Source organism: Bacteriovorax sp. BAL6_X (assembly GCF_000443995.1).
In the GTDB taxonomy this organism is placed as follows: domain Bacteria; phylum Bdellovibrionota; class Bacteriovoracia; order Bacteriovoracales; family Bacteriovoracaceae; genus Halobacteriovorax_A.
Genome location: NZ_AUMC01000010.1, coordinates 60,239 through 75,781, shown reverse-complemented (window position 1 = coordinate 75,781; position 15,543 = coordinate 60,239). Strand labels below are relative to the sequence as shown.

Here is a 15,543-nt window from a genome sequence, read left to right as displayed (position 1 = left end):
CCTCATTATTTCATTTTTGGATCAAGTGCATCTCTTACCCCATCCCCTACAAGAACGAGTAAGAATAAACTAGAAAATAGTGCTGCTGATGGATAAACAGCAAGCCACCATGCAATTCTAAAGTTCTGGTGAGCTTGATTTAAAAGCTCTCCCCAAGAAGGTGTTGGAACTGCAAGACCAAACCCAAGATAATCTAGAGAAGCAAGACCAGAGATCCCAGCTGCAATAGAGAATGGTGCGAATGTAATAATCGGACCAAGAGAGTTTGGAAGAATATGCTTAATGATAATACGAGAAGTTGATGCTCCCATACCTCGAGCAGCTTCTACGAATTCTTGTTTTCTATTTTTTAAGAACTCACCACGAGCGTAATAACTAACACCCATCCATCCAAAGATAGAAGAGATGAAAATTAAAAGCGTTAAAGTCGGCTTAAAGATAGAAATCATCGTAAGTAGTAATAAGAATACTGGTACAGTACTAAAGATTTCAACAACACGCTGGCCGAAGAAGTCCACTTTCCCACCAAAGTATCCCATGATACCACCAAAGAAAACTCCCATTATAGTCGACAGTAGCCATACTAGAAATGCGTAAGCAATCGAATACTTATATCCATAAAGAAGACGAGTGAATACATCACGCCCTCTATCATCTGTCCCCATGATATTTTCATCACTAGGAGGTGCAGGATACTCATATACGTCTCTATTAGATTCAAATGGATCCCATTGAACTAAAGGCCAAACAACACTATCCATTTCTAGAGTTCGATAATTAGTAACGTAAACATTAGTAATACCAAACTCTTTAGGGTGGTAGTCCTTGAATACTGGAAAGTAAGACTTTCCTTGGTAAGTCATATAAATCGGCTTGCTATTAGCAATTAATGGTGCCGATAAAGTTAAAAGTACAGAAGCAAAAAGAAGAACTACTGCAACAACAGCAGATTTTCTCTTTTTAAAGCGTCTCCATCTTTTAAGTGTAAGTTCGTTTTCAATAAATCTTTCAATCATGAGAAATCAATCCTTGGATCAACAACAGTGTAAAGAATATCACTGATTAAGTTACCTAAGAACATTAGGACAGTTTGAATAAAGAACAGTCCCATAATTACGTTATAATCTCTTTCTAGTAGTGATTGGTAACCAAGTAGACCAATCCCATCTAGGTTAAAGATCCTTTCAATAAGAAGAGATCCTGCAAAGAATAGAGATAAGAAGTGTCCAAATCCAGTTACAATTGGAATTAAGGCATTTCTTAAAGCGTGCTTATAGTAAACCATCTTATCTGATAAACCTTTTGCTCTAGCAGTACGAACATAATCTTGCGAGATTACATCTAGCATAGAGTTTCTCATAAGAAGAGTAAGAACTGTAAACTGCCCGACCATATACGCAATAAGCGGAAGAACAAAGTGCCAAACTCTATCAGAGATCTTTCCAAAGAAACCAAGGTCATCGTAATAATCTGAAACAAGGTCACCAATCGGAAACCAATCCACAAATGTCCCACCAGCAAAGTAAACAAGAAGTAAGATACCTAACATAAACGGTGGAATTGAATAAAGCGCAGATAGAATAAACGATGATGCTGCATCAAATTTGGTTCCTGCCTTAACGGCCTTAATGACCCCGAGAGGGATACATATTAGATAGGACATTATAAAGGACACTAAACCAAATTGAATTGATACTGGTAGTTTACTCATAACAACATCAATTACTGGTTCTTCATATGTAAATGACTCTCCAAAATCAAGTGTTGCAAGATTCTTTAGCCAAATCACATAACGAACATGAAGTGGTTTATCAAAACCATATTGTTTCTTAAGTGCCTCAACTACTTCTTGAGATACTGCGCCATTGTTAGAGCTTGTATCAGTTGTTGTTTGACCAACTCCACCAAATCTCATTTGCTGAAGCTTTTGTTCAATTGGCGAACCTGGTGCTAGGTTAACCATAACAAACATAAGGATACTGACCCCGAGCAACGTCGGGACCATAATCATTAATCTTCTTAGGATATAATTAAACAAGTCGTCTCTCCTACTTACTTAGCTGGTTTAATCGACCACTTACTTCCGTATCCAACGCCGTAAGTAAAAGTATCTTTCTCTTTTTGCATACGCTTAGTATGTCCGTAGAAAGTGTAACGATCATTAAATAGGAAAATATATGGGTAGTCTTCAGCAATTAGCTTGTATACTTTTTTAAGCATTGTCTTTCTTGCCTCTTTATCAAGAGTAAGTTGCGCCTGGTCGATTAGCTTATCAACTTCTTTATTTGAATAAGAAATAAAGTTAGATCCGTTATTAGCAGCTGAATCTGAGTGCCAGATTTGCTTTGGATCCCAATCTAGTGATCCACCAGACCATGCAAGAGTAACAGCATCAAAGTTTCTTTCATCAAGTGCTTTAATGAATGAGTTCCACTCAATGTACTTAACTTCAATAGCAACACCAGCTTTCTTTGCATCTTGTTGATACATAGTTAGGTATTTAGAAAAAGTTTTTGAAGGGTTTAAGATTGTGAAAGCAAGTTTAGTCTTCTTTCCATCAATCATTTTATCAAGAACAGCGTCACCGTCTGAGTCTTTCCAACCATCATTCTTTAGAATTTTAATTGCTTCTTCAACATTAAAAGGAATCGCTTTAACGTCTTTATTTGCATATTCAGATTGAACGTATAGTGGACCAGTTGCTAGAACAGAGTATCCAAAACGGAACTTCTTATTCATCTCTTCACGGTTCATTAGGTAGTTCATTGCTTTACGAACTTCTTTTGATTTAAAGATTGGGCTCTTAAAGTTCCAACCTACAAATCCGTAACCTTTTACTGACTTATTTTCTGTTTTAACTTTTAAAACATCTTTACCCCATCTTGGGCCATTTGTTTTTTGCTCATACTCTTCAGGTGAAAGAGCATTGAAGTCTAAGTCACCTTTTTCAAGTCTTTGAATAGCAACAGAAGATTCATTGATAAATCTCATGAAGATTTCACCGTATGAGTAATCATTCTTATAAAGATCAGTTTTATATCCCCACCAATCTTTATTTTGAACTAGAGAGATACCTTTACCTCTTCTAAGCTCTTTAAAGATATAAGGACCAGTACCAACTAAAGTCTTGTTAAGTTCTTTTTCTTGCTCTTCAGTTGGGTTTTCATAGATGTGCTTTGGAACGATTGCAAGGTATCCACCACTAGCAATTGACATTAAGTTACCAAAGTATTTTTTACTGGCCTTAAAACGAATTGTTCTTGGACCTTCAATGATCGCTTCTTTAAAGTTAGCGAAGTAAGACTTCATGTGAGCTGTCTTATACTTATTTTCTGGATGAGTTACCGCATCAAAAGAAAATTTTACATCTTCTACAGTAAGAGGCTTTCCATCATGCCACTTAACACCTTCTCTAATTTTGAAAACAAAATCATAACCATCATTTTCAATTGACCATGATTCAGCAAGAGCAGGTTGCCACTCATTTGTTTCAATGTCTTTAGTTAGAAGACCTTCAAGTACATAACCATGAACATTAGATGAGTATGCATCAGTTGATGATAACGGGTTCAGAGTTGTAGGTGTACCACTTAGATTGTAGTAAAAAGTGTTGTTTGATTTTTTAGCTCCACCGCTTTTATTACACCCTACTACAGACAATAGAAGTGTACTTAAAAGAAGTAAAAAGATTCCTTTTTTCATAAACTTATCCTTTTTATATTTAGCGAGTCACAATATAAAATTTTACACCAAATGGCTAGAATGCACATTAGGATGTACGCGTTCGTCTGTCTAGATGCTAAAATTATTTACAAAAGAGATAATTATTTTGTGATGTAATTCCTTGGATCCAAAGACCATCGGTCCTCTTTAAGATTCTTAGACTCAATGCGATATTGCTGTAATTTATAATCAACTTCATTTAAACGAGTTTGAATGCCTTCAGTGTTACGAACAAGCTGCTGATGGTCATCTTCAAGTCGACGCAACTCATCACGCCACTCTTTTTCAAGCTTTTGACGCAACAGATCGTATCGTGCATTGATAGTTTCGACTCTTTGCGTGTACGTCGTAATATCTTGTTTATTACGACTAATTTTTGACTCAAGTGCCAATTTCTTCTTAGCAAGTATTTCTATTAATTCATTACCCATCGCAACATTATTAACGAGGTCTTGTGAATAAAAGTTATAGTATCTTCCCGTTGAAAATGCGGACTTGCGATTGCAATCATCATATCTTGGAATACGCAGTAATATGTAATGACTAGTGCGACCCATCACGATGGCCTTACATTTTGAGGACTCTTGGTGAAGTCCCCATAAATCAACTTCGTCTAATTTATTAATATATTTGATATTATCAAAATCAACCTTGAAGCGAACAAGTCTCGCACTACCTTCAATATGTGAAACCCTGCCAGAAAAATAACCTAGCTCTTTATTGAATTCGAGAATATTTGCATAACAAACAATTCCACTCAAGAATGTAGTTACTAAGATGAAGTACTTCACTCTTTCCATTGTGCCATATTAAATTATTTTAGATAGTTGCGGGAAAGAGATGCCTTTTATTCAGGCTTTTGAGCGATGATCGATTGAGTAAGCTCGGCATTGTGACGTGGCTCTTCATATTTAAGAATTTTGAAATCATTGAACATGCTTAATAGCTCCGCAGGTTTTAAAAAATATGAATCGACGCTCTGCTCTTTGTATTTCTTCTTGTGCTCAGTCGTGTAGCCTTCATAAATAATAACTCCGCCAGGTCTAAGCCACTTCTTCAACTTTTCAGAAACTTCTCTATCAACATAGTAGAAGCAAATAATTGCATCTAGTGAGTTATTTGCAATTTTTAAATCATCAACTGATTTGTGAATTGTCTTAATACGAACACCTGCTTGTCTTGCAAGTCTTAGGGACTTATCAATAGCAACTGAGCTAATATCAACACCTGTTACTTTATAACCTTTTGAAGCAAGGAAGACAGCGTTTCTCCCCTCACCCATTCCAATATCTAGAACAGTCGCACCTCTAGGAATCTGCTGATAATTTTTTGCTAGAAAGTGAGCCGGGGACTTTCCATAGATATAATCATGCTGGGCAAATTTCTTATCCCACATATTTGAGGCTTTTTCTTGGACCCTTTGGCCAGTCAATAATTCATAGCGAGAACCAGAAATACTCTGACGTGCGAAGGCATCGCGAAATAGGCAAGATAATATAATGATGAGTTTAAGCAATAGCGCTTTCTTCATGGGTCTCAAGCTCCGCATTTAGATAAAGATTTAATTGTTCATACTTGTTTTTCACCATTTTTACCATAGCATGGACTTTATCTTCAATTGTTGCGGGCATATCTTCTGTATGCGCAAGATACCAATGGAGGTCATCCACGGTATTATAGAAATCTTCAAGATTAACAATCAGCTCTTCAGATAAGAGCATAAGTTGTGCAACCGTTATGGTTTTAAAATTTGATCTAAAAATTGCATTGAAATGTTCGCGAGTACGCTTCATCGATAAGATCTGCAGATACTCTCTTTCGCGGTGAATGATTTTATCAGCAAGTCTGGCCGCATCTTGCCTTAGAATAATAAGTAAACGACTTACTTCCTTTGAAATTCTCATTCTCTCTCAATTCCTTTTTAATACTCAGGTAGCTTTGCTCTCTTCCCACCTGGCCAGCGAGAAGAATTTGTCACAAGTTTACTGAATATCTCTTGTCCTGCACGATCGGCCATACGAAACATACTGACAGGAAGTCTTTCTTGAAAGACCTTCTTGGTTTTTAGGATGGCATCATCGTGAGTAATAGCAAATGAACTATATTCAAATAAAGTGATACTTCCCTGCCTAAGCATGAAGTTCATATATCTTTTTAATAACTTTTGATAATTAATCAGTGCTCGAATATCGCGAACGCAACAAATTACAAATTGATGTTCCTTCATTCTGATGGATTTAAAATCATCAAGCTTCATTGGTACAAGCTTCATTCCAAATTCCGAGAACACGCGAGACATATAGAGAAATTCTTCTCCTAGAGCTCGTTCAAATTGTAAATAGATGACATAGTTTGATTTTCTCACAATGAGCACATCGGTTCATTGCAAGCGTTAGTTAAAGGCGAAAAGGGCTGCGGAAAATAATTCCTTAGAATGTAGAAAGGCCGAGAGTACTCCTTTCTTAAAACCACACACGTTACTCTCGGCCTCTATAAGCTTTGGGTCAAATCATAGGGAGAGAGGGATGTCTCCAAAGCTTATCTATAAACTTCCATGTTTTCTTCGTGTCCTTCCGTGGACACTCTAAATAAACAACAATGTTTTAAAAAGGGGCCTAGAGGTGGTTTTGATTAAGCTTCTTGCTTTTTACAATTCTGTTGCCCTGTCCTCTAGGCCCATTTTTTTCCTGAAAGCGACCTTACATTCATAAGTGTAACTCTCAGTTTCCATAGCAACGTCCTATTGCTAAATCCCAAAATCGTCCTAATCTTGGGGAGGCCCCCTGGCCTCTGGATACTTATATATAAGCAGGTATCGTGCCAAAACTGGTAAATAATAGATTCAATAACTTACAAAAACTTTACAATTGAAGTGTGCAAAATGCCCCACAGGCCGCACTATAGAAAGATCAGTGGTCCTACAAAAACAACCACTTAGCATAGGACCAAAAAGGAACTAGTACCCGAGTACTTTCCTTTGTGGCCCCATAGTGAATTTATTGTCAGGAAAACTTAAAGAGATGTACCGATTCGACTTGGTCTAAAGTGAAATGGCTTGTCGGACCAAGGGTACACCATCGACATCCACACCATGAATGCCTTACCACGAATATTCTTTATAGGGACAAATCCCCAAACACGAGAATCACTTGAATAATCTCTGTTATCGCCCATTACAAAAACGTGTCCATCAGGAACAGTTACCTTTTCTTGATTTAGATGTCTAAAGAATGTTGGATTCTCACCTACTGTGAACTTCTTCTCACCAATTGTTTGGTAATAGAACTTCATATCTTCAGGATTAAGTGAAGGTTCTTTATCATATAGACTTCTTAGCTCTTTATCCTCTTCACCTTCGACAGCTGTCTTCTCAATCTTCTTACCATTAATGAACAGTTCATTTTCATAAACTTCAATTGTATCCCCAGGTAGACCAATTGTTCTCTTTACGAAAAGAATTGAGGGATTTATTGGATATTCGAAAACAACAATGTCACCGCGTTCTGGGAGAGATTGTCCACCGATATAGATTGGGTTAAAAAACTCAGTAAATGGAACCTTAAGGCCATAAGACATTTTATTTACAACAATCGAGTCACCAATCGCATTTGTAGGAAGTAATGATCCTGTTGGGATATGGTAGTGGTCAATAAAAGTCGATCTAAAACCAAAAACGATTAAAATAATTTTAATCCATGATAATGCTTCATCTTTAAACCATTGACCTGATAGAAAAGCAGGTTTCTGCTCCTCAACTTCTTGCGTTTTATTAAACATATTTCCTCACTTTATTAACTTTAAAAATTATAACGAGTTGTCCCTAAAAAGTATAAGGCTAATTGCGTTAGACACTTTGGTTGCACATCCTTCATAAAACTGCATAAAATAATATTATTCATAGAACTTTAGGGAGGAATTATGAAATCAGCTTTAGTATCGATTGTATTTTTAGTTTTTACTATTTTTAATGTAAGTGCCTCGAGTGAACAAGAAAGATATTTTCCATCACACTGTTCAAACTTCGGAGACAAGGTGAACTACTCATTCACAAGTTGTATCAACTCAAATTTTAGGCGTGCCGAATTTGAGCTACCCAATCTTTTTCTTCAATATTGCAATAACTTTGGAGATGACCTGAGCTTCTCATTTGAAAGTTGTGTTAACAGTAATTTTAGAAGAATTGAAAGTGAGCTAGGAATGTTTCTTAGTCACTGTATGAATATTGGAAGAGGTGTTAGTTACTCATTCGTTAGTTGTGTTAATCGCAACTTTAGTGACATTAGCTATGAGCTAAGAAAACAAGATCAGTAGAAATTACTCATATCACAAGCGGCCTATAGGGCCGCTTCTATATTTAGAACAGATTTCATTTTATCTTCTAAGACATTCGCTGAAAAAGGCTTTAATAAATAATTATTCGCCCCCAATTCGATTGTTCTTTTAATAATAGAAACAGAATTCTCCGAGCTAACCATAACAACAGGTAGGTCTGCCAACCTCTTATCCGATCTTAATTGAAATAAAAAATCTAGGCCATCGGAGTTCGGCATATGAACATCACAAAAAACAATTTGATAAGGAGAGCCATTTTCATGTGCCTCAACAACTTTCCTTAAAGCTGAAGCACCATCAATTGCTTCATTAATATTTTCAACACCGATATCATTTAAAATGCTTATTACTGAATTTCTAATATAATCGAGATCATCAACAACAAGTGCCTTGATACTTGAATACTCCATGTTCTTTCCCCTTCAAATGAACTCTTTCGTAATAAATATTATATCGGAATTCCACTAAATTACTTTACTCACTAAAGGTAAGTCGCGTAAGGCTTTGAAAATTCAGAGCATAAAATAGGATAGTTTATAAAACTTACGCCTTGAAGAGTTGGCTTTTGAATATCAGTCGGCCTGTTGCTAACTTTCCCATTGGCCCTGAAACAACAAAGCCGGGCTTGAACCCGGCTTGTTGAAAATAATTCTTTAGATATAGTTTTCTACATCATCCCAGGCATTCCACCCATTCCGCCACCCATTGGAGGCATCGCTGGAGCGTCTTCCTTAGGAATATCAGCAATCATTGTTTCAGTTGTCAGCATAAGACCTGCAACTGAAGCAGCATTTTGAAGAGCTGAACGAGTAACCTTAACAGGATCAATAATTCCCGCAGCAATTAGATCTTCGTATCTTTCGTCACGAGCATTGAATCCGTATTTTGCATCTTCGTTCTTCTTAACTTCGTTAACAACAACAGAACCTTCAAGTCCTGCGTTAGTTGCAATTTGTCTAAGAGGCGCTTCTACAGCTCTTTGAACGATTTTAATTCCGTGCATTTCTTCTTCACGGTTAGCTTTAAGTTCTTTAAGAACGTTTGCTGCTTTTACAAGAGCAGATCCACCACCAACAACAATACCTTCTTCAACAGCGGCTCTTGTTGCGTTTAGTGCATCTTCAACACGATCTTTCTTTTCCTTCATTTCTGTTTCAGTTGGAGCTCCAACATTTACAACAGCTACACCACCAGAAAGCTTAGCCAGTCTTTCTTGTAGTTTTTCTCTATCGTAGTCAGAAGTCGTTTCTGCAATTTGAGCTTTGATTTGAGAGACACGTGCTTCTACAGCAGCTTCATCACCTGCACCATCAACAATCGTTGTATTTTCTTTATCAATAGAGATTTTCTTAGCCGAACCTAGGTGCTCAAGAGCAGCAGTTTCAAGGCTCATTCCAAGCTCTTCAGAAATTACCGTACCGCCAGTTAGTGCTGCAATATCTTTTAGCATTTCTTTTCTTCTATCACCAAAACCTGGAGCCTTAACAGCTGCAACATTTAATGTTCCTCTTAGCTTGTTAACAACAAGAGTAGTGATCGCCTCACCTTCTACATCTTCAGCAATGATAAGAAGTGGTCTTGAAGTTTGAACCGCTTTTTCAAGAATTGGAAGAAGTTCCTTCATATTAGAAACTTTCTTATCAGTAATTAGGATATTTGCATTATCAAATGAAACTTCCATTTTTTCTGAATTAGTTACAAAGTATGGAGAAAGGTAACCGCGGTCAAATTGCATCCCTTCAACAACATCTAGAGTTGTTTCGGCAGTCTTAGACTCTTCAATTGTGATAACACCATCTTTTCCAACTTTATCCATTGCTTCAGCAAGAAGAGTTCCAATCTCTTTATCATTATTAGCTGAGATTGTTCCAACTTGCTCGATCTCTTCATTAGTCTTAATCTCTTTTGCTACAGTTCTTAGTTCAGAAACGATTTTTTCTACAGCAGTATCAATCCCTCTTTTAAGATCCATTGGATTATGACCAGCAGTTACAAGCTTAGCACCTTCAGTATAGATTGCTTGAGCAAGAACTGTTGCAGTTGTCGTACCGTCACCAGCATCTTCGTTTGTCTTTTGAGCCACTTCTTTAACCATTTGAGCGCCCATATTTTGAAAGTTATTTTCTAATTCAATTTCTTTTGCAACAGAAACACCATCTTTAGTGATGTGTGGAGCACCAAATGATTTTTGGATAACTACGTTTCTACCTTTAGGCCCTAGAGTAACTCTAACAGCATTAGCTAGTTGATTTACACCTTCTAAGATTAGTCCTCTTGCTTCTTCTGAGTACTTTAATTCTTTTGCCATTTTTATCTCCTATCTATTAATCAATTGATTAAACTAAAATTCCTAAAATATCTGATTCTTTCATAATAATGTATTCAACACCATCAAGCTTAACTTCGCTTCCGGCATACTTACCAAAAAGAACCTTATCACCTTCTTTCACTGCCAGTGCAGCAACAGATCCATTATCTAGACGATACCCTGGTCCAACCGCAATTACTTCACCTTCACTTGGCTTTTCTGAGTTATTATCTGGAATATAAATTCCACCAGCTGTCTTTGTTTCATTTTCAATTCTTTTGATTAAAACTCTATCTTGTAATGGTTTAACTTGCATAAATCCTCCAGTTAAATACATTTTTAATTTAATACTTATTATTTATACATAAGGTGGTAGTGAACGGATACATGTCAAGGTCTGCCAAAGCGAAAAAATCATATTTTTTCACATTTATATTAGCGCAAAGCAAAAATATCCTTCACGGAATATCAAAATTGTGAGATATTCCAAAAAAATTAACCAGTTAACTTATCTTTATAAGGAGTCGCTCCGATAATTAGCATATGAAACTAAAGTTTAATGAAAAACTTTTAGGTAAATTCCTGCAAAACGAAGCCGCAGAGGAAAGAACATTTTTTGTCCTTACGCTCATTACAGGTGTTACATCAGCTCTTATCGCCGTCGGTCTACAAAAAGGTGTTCACTGGATTCAACATATCCTCCAAACAGATACAACATTTACATGGCAATCTGTCGTTCTCGGTGGAGCGGCCCTCTTTATTTCCGGCTGGCTAACTACTCGAAAATTTCCTTTCTCTGAAGGATCAGGAATCCCGAAGGTTCGCGCGGCCCTTGTTGTTGACCATGGAAGGATTAGTTTAAAAGATACTTTTGCAAAAGCAGTGACTACTTTACTTGCACTAGGCTCAGGAGTCTCACTCGGACGAGAAGGGCCTACTGTAACTATTGCTTCAGGCGTTGCCTCTTGGCTTGGTTATTCATTTCATATTTCTAAAAAGAGAGTTAAGGCCCTCGTTGCCGTTGGAGCCGCAGGCGGTATTGCTGCTGCATTTGCAACTCCAATCTCAGCTGTTGTTTTTACATTAGAAGAAGTTGTTGGTGATCTGAATGCCAAAGTTCTAGGTTCAATTGTTATCTCATCAGTTGTGGCATCAATTACAGGACAAATGCTGACAGGACAGCATCACATGTTTGAGCAACTTTATTATAAAATGCACGATCATCGTGAACTACTGTTCTATTTACTCATTGGAATTAGTTGCGCTTTTATTGGCCCTCTTTGGATGAAGTCTGTTTTGGCCTTTAGAGAATTCAATCGAAAGCACATGAAGAGCCATAAGCTAACTTATATGATGATTGTTTTTCTAATCATTGCATTGATGACTCAAGTTCACTCCAGTGTTATTGGAAGTGGACACGGAACTTTAGAAGACACATTACTTTCACTAATTCTCGACCCGAAAGTTTTATTCTTAATGTTTTGTTTAAAATTCTTAGCAACATCTCTTTGTTACTCAGCAGGGATTTCTGGTGGATTATTCATGCCTACACTTTTAATGGGTGCAACACTAGGAAGTTTAATAGGCTCCCTTGCAAGTGTTTTCTTTCCAGAGATTACAACGAATACTGGGGCATACGCACTAGTTGGTATGGGTGCATTCTTTGTCACAGTTATACGTGCTCCATTCACTTCCATCCTAATCGTATTTGAGTTAACTAGAGACTACAATATTATTCTGCCACTTATGATTGCAAATATTATTGCCTATATGCTGTCTTCTAAGCCGACAGAAAGTGAATCGATCTACGAACAAATTTCTGCACAAGATGGAATTCACTTACCAACAAGAGATGATCTCGATGTACTTGATCAGCTACATGTTGAAGATGCAATGATAAAAGACATCGTTACATATGGTGCGACTCTAACAGTTAGTGAAACACTAAAAGACATTCAAAAACACAATCCTGAACTTCAAGGATTTCCTGTTTTAAAAAATGGAAGACTACTTGGAATGATGTCAACATCAGAGCTTAAAGTTCAACTTGCAAAAGGAAATGGTGATATAAAAATTGAACATTTTTGCGAGAAAAAAATTATAAAAATCTATCCAGACCAAAGCTTATACATTGCACTCCACAGATTAAAAAGATTCCAAATCTCCCGTCTACCAGTCGTTTCGAGACTTGATGAAAAAAGAATCATTGGCATTCTCACGCCAAAAGATATCGTAAAACAATTTGGTTATCAAATAACAGAATCAAAAGAAAACGAAGCTAACACTTAACCTTTTCTTAAAAGCCGGTTAATTAAGTACAAATTCAAGCCTTCTAACCTTGACCCTCTCGACTTTCAAAAAAACGATTGCTACAAATTCATTCATCAATATTTTTTATCTAACAACCTAACTAAAAAGGAGAGGGTAATGAAAAAATTACTATTAGCTTCGGCTCTTTTAATGGGAGCCTTCTCGACGCAAGCGGCGAGAGTACAATTTAATTTTGATGTATATTCATCAGGCTCATCAATTTATCCGTGTAATGCCGGTATTAAGCACAAAGAGCCGAGAGGACAAGTTTGTTATAACCCAAATACCTATGAGTCATGTACGCCGAAACGCGGTGGTGGCTATGGTGGAGCAGAACCTCTAGTCGGAGATGGAGATGGACTAGACAATCTTTTTGCAGGACTTGACGCTCAACCAGAGTCTTACAACGGTTCGTGTGACCCTCAAACAGGTGAAGGTTGTGACTGTGTTTGTACTGGTGAACAAAATGGGGATCATGAAGCAACAATTGATTTCATGAAAGCAAAAATCACAAAATGGAAAGATCACGGTGATCCACAAGGTTACTCATGGTACAAGAAAGCTGTTGCAGACAATCACTCTGGTAACTATGCAACACTTCTACCACACGTTTAGCAATTCGACCATAGAATCAAAGAACTTACGGTTAACCTATCTTCAGAAAGATATGGTGCTGAGTACTTCGTTGACATTTGTTACAGAGCAACTCAGATCGATTTTGGTAACAAGAAGCCGAAATACAAGTTTGAAAGAAAGGTAACTGTTACAGACCTTAAGAGTCCAAATGACTACACTGGTGACAAGTTCCCACGCTATGGTGATGTATGGGCAAACCAAACATACCAAGAACTTGCTAACTTAAAAGTTAAGTCAGAAATCTTCTGTGTTGATAAAGGTTACGGTGGTCACTACTCTCTTGGATTTGCTAAGAAAGATCTTTCCGTAAACGATATTGCAGATTTCACAGATATCTTCAACAAAAGCGACCTTAAGGGTTGTATGGTTAGATACACTTTCAAAGAAAAAACACGTGGTAGAGATCCAATCGATACAGTAAGAAGATGGAAGCTACATGGTGCAAATATCTGTACTGATACAGCTATCACATCTAAACACTTATCTTACTAAGAATTAATTTTAAGTACACTGGGCAAGGCTAACGCCTTGCCCTCTTTTCAAAGAAACTATGGGGTGGGGAAATGAAAATACTTATCATAACAATAATTCATGCATTATTTTCAATGGCCTTTGCGTGTAAAGTCAACTCCCTTAATAAAGAGTTAAATATCACCTTCTCACCATTTCAAAGTTCGAAGTTTATTTACAACGAAAAGGGGAACGAACTTAAGGATGGTATCAAATTTGATATAACTGACTGTATACCAACGGCTGCAAACGATGAATATCTTATGATAAGTTTAGGTGTTGAAAATAATATGTTCGATGACAGTGTTCAAACATACAGCATTAATGACATGAACACGATAAATAGCAAAAACACTAAGTATTGTCGAATTGAAGACAAATACAATGATAACTTATCTATTAGCGTTGATTTCTTACACAAGCGCCTACTAAACAGACGAGAATTAATAAGCAAATGTACAGAGCTTAAAATAACAGATTATTCAAAAAAAGGTTTAAACATCTCCCTCAATCAGAATGGATGCATAGTAAATAAAGTCAACAATCACACAGCAATTTTTGAAGGCTACTTTTGTTTTGCAAAACCTTATATTGACTCGAAATTTGAGTTAGACTTCTCTGTAAAAGACGAGTGTCTTAATGAAGAGTTTTATCGAGAACGAGAAATGGAACTTCAAGATGTACTTGCCACTTTAGACTTCTATATTTCCGGAGATGACAGTGGTAGTTCACCAAAACTAAAATTCGTTAAAGACTACAAGCTAAGACTTACTGCAACCGCAGAAGGAATTATTAAGAGTGAGAAAACAGTACTCGAGAATGATCCAAAGTGGCCAATAGAGTGGCATGTTAACAATATAGAAATGGGTAAGATTAAAGTAAGTGGACATGGTAATGAATCAATAAAACTAGATTCTAGTGTTTTCATAAATAACACATGTCAAAAAACATGCGTTAATGGAATATGCTCATCACCATGTAGTTATACTCAACCAGTCGTTGGTGAGTACCTGTTAAGTGAAGTAAAAAAGGATGGTGAAAGAGAATTTATTTCTCTTTGGTATGATGGTGGAATTACACCAAGTAATTGGTCAGGCTTACTCAATGGAGCAGGACAACTACTACCAAAGAATACTTTCAAAGAAGGTGCTGTATATGAGTTAGAAATCAATTTAGAAGATCAAGAGTTTTACTACCTCATGTTTAAAAATAGTATCACGAGTAGACTAAAACTAAATAATAAAACGATCCCTGAAATCGATAGAGAAGCAGGTGCGCTTAGAGCACTAAACGAATTCAACAGTATTGAAGTACTTCAATCACTTCCTGAATTTCCTGTCTTCGACTATTTAAGATTCACAGGTAATACACATGTGGCAGTTAAGAATAGTGTTAATTCAATTAGCCGAGTATTTAAAGACTTTTTGTGGCCACCATATATACAGAGATACTGTCATAATAAAAAATGTATAAATACTAAAGATCACCAACTTACACTAAAGGTACAATTCAAAGTATCCAAGGATGAAGATAGATTTAAAGTGGAGTATTTGACATACAAAAAATTATCAAACGTACAAGGGAACAAATTAATCGAAGCTTATGAACCACCATTTTCAACATGTATGAAACCAGGAACTGACCATAGTGACGACGATGACTGGGATGATAACGATGGCATTGGTGACATAGACTTTTAACAGCATGGAATTGAGGAGAACAAA

Annotated in this window: 16 protein-coding genes; 5 read left to right on the top strand and 11 right to left on the bottom strand. The window is 36.7% G+C overall.

The features are described 5' to 3' along the window. Positions 1 to 5: 5 nt before the first annotated feature. The 8 genes from M902_RS10870 to lepB form a co-directional block, all read right to left on the bottom strand. Complete coding sequence (locus tag M902_RS10870; protein WP_021268081.1) at positions 6 to 1,016, bottom strand: ABC transporter permease subunit; 1,011 nt, start codon at positions 1,014 to 1,016, stop codon at positions 6 to 8. After that, entirely contained in the window at positions 1,013 to 1,972 is a 960-nt protein-coding gene (locus M902_RS10865) for an ABC transporter permease subunit (RefSeq protein WP_232215055.1), read from the bottom strand. The genes M902_RS10870 and M902_RS10865 overlap by 4 nt, the downstream gene beginning before the upstream one ends. A gap of 80 nt (positions 1,973 to 2,052) precedes the next feature. Next, positions 2,053 to 3,702, bottom strand: coding sequence for an ABC transporter substrate-binding protein (locus M902_RS10860; RefSeq protein WP_021268318.1), 1,650 nt, complete (start codon positions 3,700 to 3,702; stop codon positions 2,053 to 2,055). Positions 3,703 to 3,824: 122 nt separating this feature from the next. Continuing rightward, positions 3,825 to 4,523, bottom strand: a complete 699-nt coding sequence (locus M902_RS10855) for a hypothetical protein (protein WP_021268314.1) — start codon at positions 4,521 to 4,523, stop codon at positions 3,825 to 3,827. A 47-nt stretch (positions 4,524 to 4,570) separates the two neighbouring features. After that, complete coding sequence (locus M902_RS10850) at positions 4,571 to 5,254, bottom strand: bifunctional 2-polyprenyl-6-hydroxyphenol methylase/3-demethylubiquinol 3-O-methyltransferase UbiG (RefSeq protein ID WP_052607432.1); 684 nt, start codon at positions 5,252 to 5,254, stop codon at positions 4,571 to 4,573. Then, positions 5,232 to 5,627 carry a hypothetical protein gene (locus M902_RS10845; protein ID WP_021268546.1) on the bottom strand — a complete coding sequence of 132 codons (396 nt, stop codon included), beginning with the start codon at positions 5,625 to 5,627 and terminating at the stop codon, positions 5,232 to 5,234. Before M902_RS10845 ends, M902_RS10850 begins: the two co-directional genes overlap by 23 nt. 17 nt (positions 5,628 to 5,644) lie before the next feature. After that, entirely contained in the window at positions 5,645 to 6,088 is a 444-nt protein-coding gene (locus tag M902_RS10840) for a hypothetical protein (RefSeq protein WP_156979818.1), read from the bottom strand. 647 nt (positions 6,089 to 6,735) lie between these two features. Further along, on the bottom strand, positions 6,736 to 7,500 hold the full coding sequence (gene lepB, locus M902_RS10835; protein ID WP_021268276.1) for a signal peptidase I: 765 nt from the start codon (positions 7,498 to 7,500) through the stop codon (positions 6,736 to 6,738). Between the two features lie 141 nt (positions 7,501 to 7,641). Here lepB and M902_RS10830 point away from each other — a divergent pair, with 141 nt between their 5' ends. Continuing rightward, positions 7,642 to 8,034, top strand: coding sequence for a hypothetical protein (locus tag M902_RS10830; protein WP_021268597.1), 393 nt, complete (start codon positions 7,642 to 7,644; stop codon positions 8,032 to 8,034). Between the two features lie 23 nt (positions 8,035 to 8,057). Here the strand turns inward: M902_RS10830 and M902_RS10825 are convergent, their stop codons facing one another. The 3 genes from M902_RS10825 to groES all read right to left on the bottom strand — a co-directional run bounded on the left by M902_RS10825 (position 8,058) and on the right by groES (position 10,679). Then, positions 8,058 to 8,465, bottom strand: coding sequence for a response regulator (locus M902_RS10825; protein WP_021267991.1), 408 nt, complete (start codon positions 8,463 to 8,465; stop codon positions 8,058 to 8,060). 257 nt (positions 8,466 to 8,722) lie between these two features. Further along, positions 8,723 to 10,363 carry a chaperonin GroEL gene (groL, locus tag M902_RS10820; RefSeq protein WP_021268326.1) on the bottom strand — a complete coding sequence of 547 codons (1,641 nt, stop codon included), beginning with the start codon at positions 10,361 to 10,363 and terminating at the stop codon, positions 8,723 to 8,725. Positions 10,364 to 10,391: 28 nt separating this feature from the next. Then, positions 10,392 to 10,679 (bottom strand): co-chaperone GroES, encoded by a 288-nt coding sequence (gene groES, locus M902_RS10815; RefSeq protein WP_021267794.1) that lies wholly within the window; start codon positions 10,677 to 10,679, stop codon positions 10,392 to 10,394. A 227-nt stretch (positions 10,680 to 10,906) separates the two neighbouring features. Here groES and M902_RS10810 point away from each other — a divergent pair, with 227 nt between their 5' ends. The 4 genes from M902_RS10810 (at position 10,907) to M902_RS10800 (ending at position 15,519) form a co-directional block, all read left to right on the top strand. After that, positions 10,907 to 12,652, top strand: coding sequence for a chloride channel protein (locus M902_RS10810; RefSeq protein WP_021267914.1), 1,746 nt, complete (start codon positions 10,907 to 10,909; stop codon positions 12,650 to 12,652). Positions 12,653 to 12,790: 138 nt separating this feature from the next. Next, entirely contained in the window at positions 12,791 to 13,288 is a 498-nt protein-coding gene (locus M902_RS10805; RefSeq protein WP_021268003.1) for a hypothetical protein, read from the top strand. Positions 13,289 to 13,672: 384 nt separating this feature from the next. Continuing rightward, positions 13,673 to 13,801 (top strand): hypothetical protein, encoded by a 129-nt coding sequence (locus M902_RS16775; protein ID WP_021268559.1) that lies wholly within the window; start codon positions 13,673 to 13,675, stop codon positions 13,799 to 13,801. 71 nt (positions 13,802 to 13,872) lie between these two features. Continuing rightward, positions 13,873 to 15,519 carry a hypothetical protein gene (locus M902_RS10800; protein ID WP_021268437.1) on the top strand — a complete coding sequence of 549 codons (1,647 nt, stop codon included), beginning with the start codon at positions 13,873 to 13,875 and terminating at the stop codon, positions 15,517 to 15,519. Positions 15,520 to 15,543: the final 24 nt, after the last annotated feature.

Excerpts from the sequence above, each read along its gene's own strand:
- M902_RS10870 (WP_021268081.1), bottom strand. The coding sequence starts at position 1,016 with ATGATTGAAAGATTTATTGAAAACGAACTTACACTTAAAAGATGGAGA.
- M902_RS10865 (WP_232215055.1), bottom strand. The coding sequence starts at position 1,972 with ATGTTTGTTATGGTTAACCTAGCACCAGGTTCGCCAATTGAACAAAAG.
- M902_RS10860 (WP_021268318.1), bottom strand. The coding sequence starts at position 3,702 with ATGAAAAAAGGAATCTTTTTACTTCTTTTAAGTACACTTCTATTGTCT.
- M902_RS10855 (WP_021268314.1), bottom strand. The coding sequence starts at position 4,523 with ATGGAAAGAGTGAAGTACTTCATCTTAGTAACTACATTCTTGAGTGGA.
- M902_RS10850 (WP_052607432.1), bottom strand. The coding sequence starts at position 5,254 with ATGAAGAAAGCGCTATTGCTTAAACTCATCATTATATTATCTTGCCTA.
- M902_RS10845 (WP_021268546.1), bottom strand. The coding sequence starts at position 5,627 with ATGAGAATTTCAAAGGAAGTAAGTCGTTTACTTATTATTCTAAGGCAA.
- lepB (WP_021268276.1), bottom strand. The coding sequence starts at position 7,500 with ATGTTTAATAAAACGCAAGAAGTTGAGGAGCAGAAACCTGCTTTTCTA.
- M902_RS10830 (WP_021268597.1), top strand. The coding sequence starts at position 7,642 with ATGAAATCAGCTTTAGTATCGATTGTATTTTTAGTTTTTACTATTTTT.
- M902_RS10825 (WP_021267991.1), bottom strand. The coding sequence starts at position 8,465 with ATGGAGTATTCAAGTATCAAGGCACTTGTTGTTGATGATCTCGATTAT.
- groL (WP_021268326.1), bottom strand. The coding sequence starts at position 10,363 with ATGGCAAAAGAATTAAAGTACTCAGAAGAAGCAAGAGGACTAATCTTA.
- groES (WP_021267794.1), bottom strand. The coding sequence starts at position 10,679 with ATGCAAGTTAAACCATTACAAGATAGAGTTTTAATCAAAAGAATTGAA.
- M902_RS10810 (WP_021267914.1), top strand. The coding sequence starts at position 10,907 with ATGAAACTAAAGTTTAATGAAAAACTTTTAGGTAAATTCCTGCAAAAC.
- M902_RS10805 (WP_021268003.1), top strand. The coding sequence starts at position 12,791 with ATGAAAAAATTACTATTAGCTTCGGCTCTTTTAATGGGAGCCTTCTCG.
- M902_RS16775 (WP_021268559.1), top strand. The coding sequence starts at position 13,673 with ATGGTTAGATACACTTTCAAAGAAAAAACACGTGGTAGAGATCCAATC.
- M902_RS10800 (WP_021268437.1), top strand. The coding sequence starts at position 13,873 with ATGAAAATACTTATCATAACAATAATTCATGCATTATTTTCAATGGCC.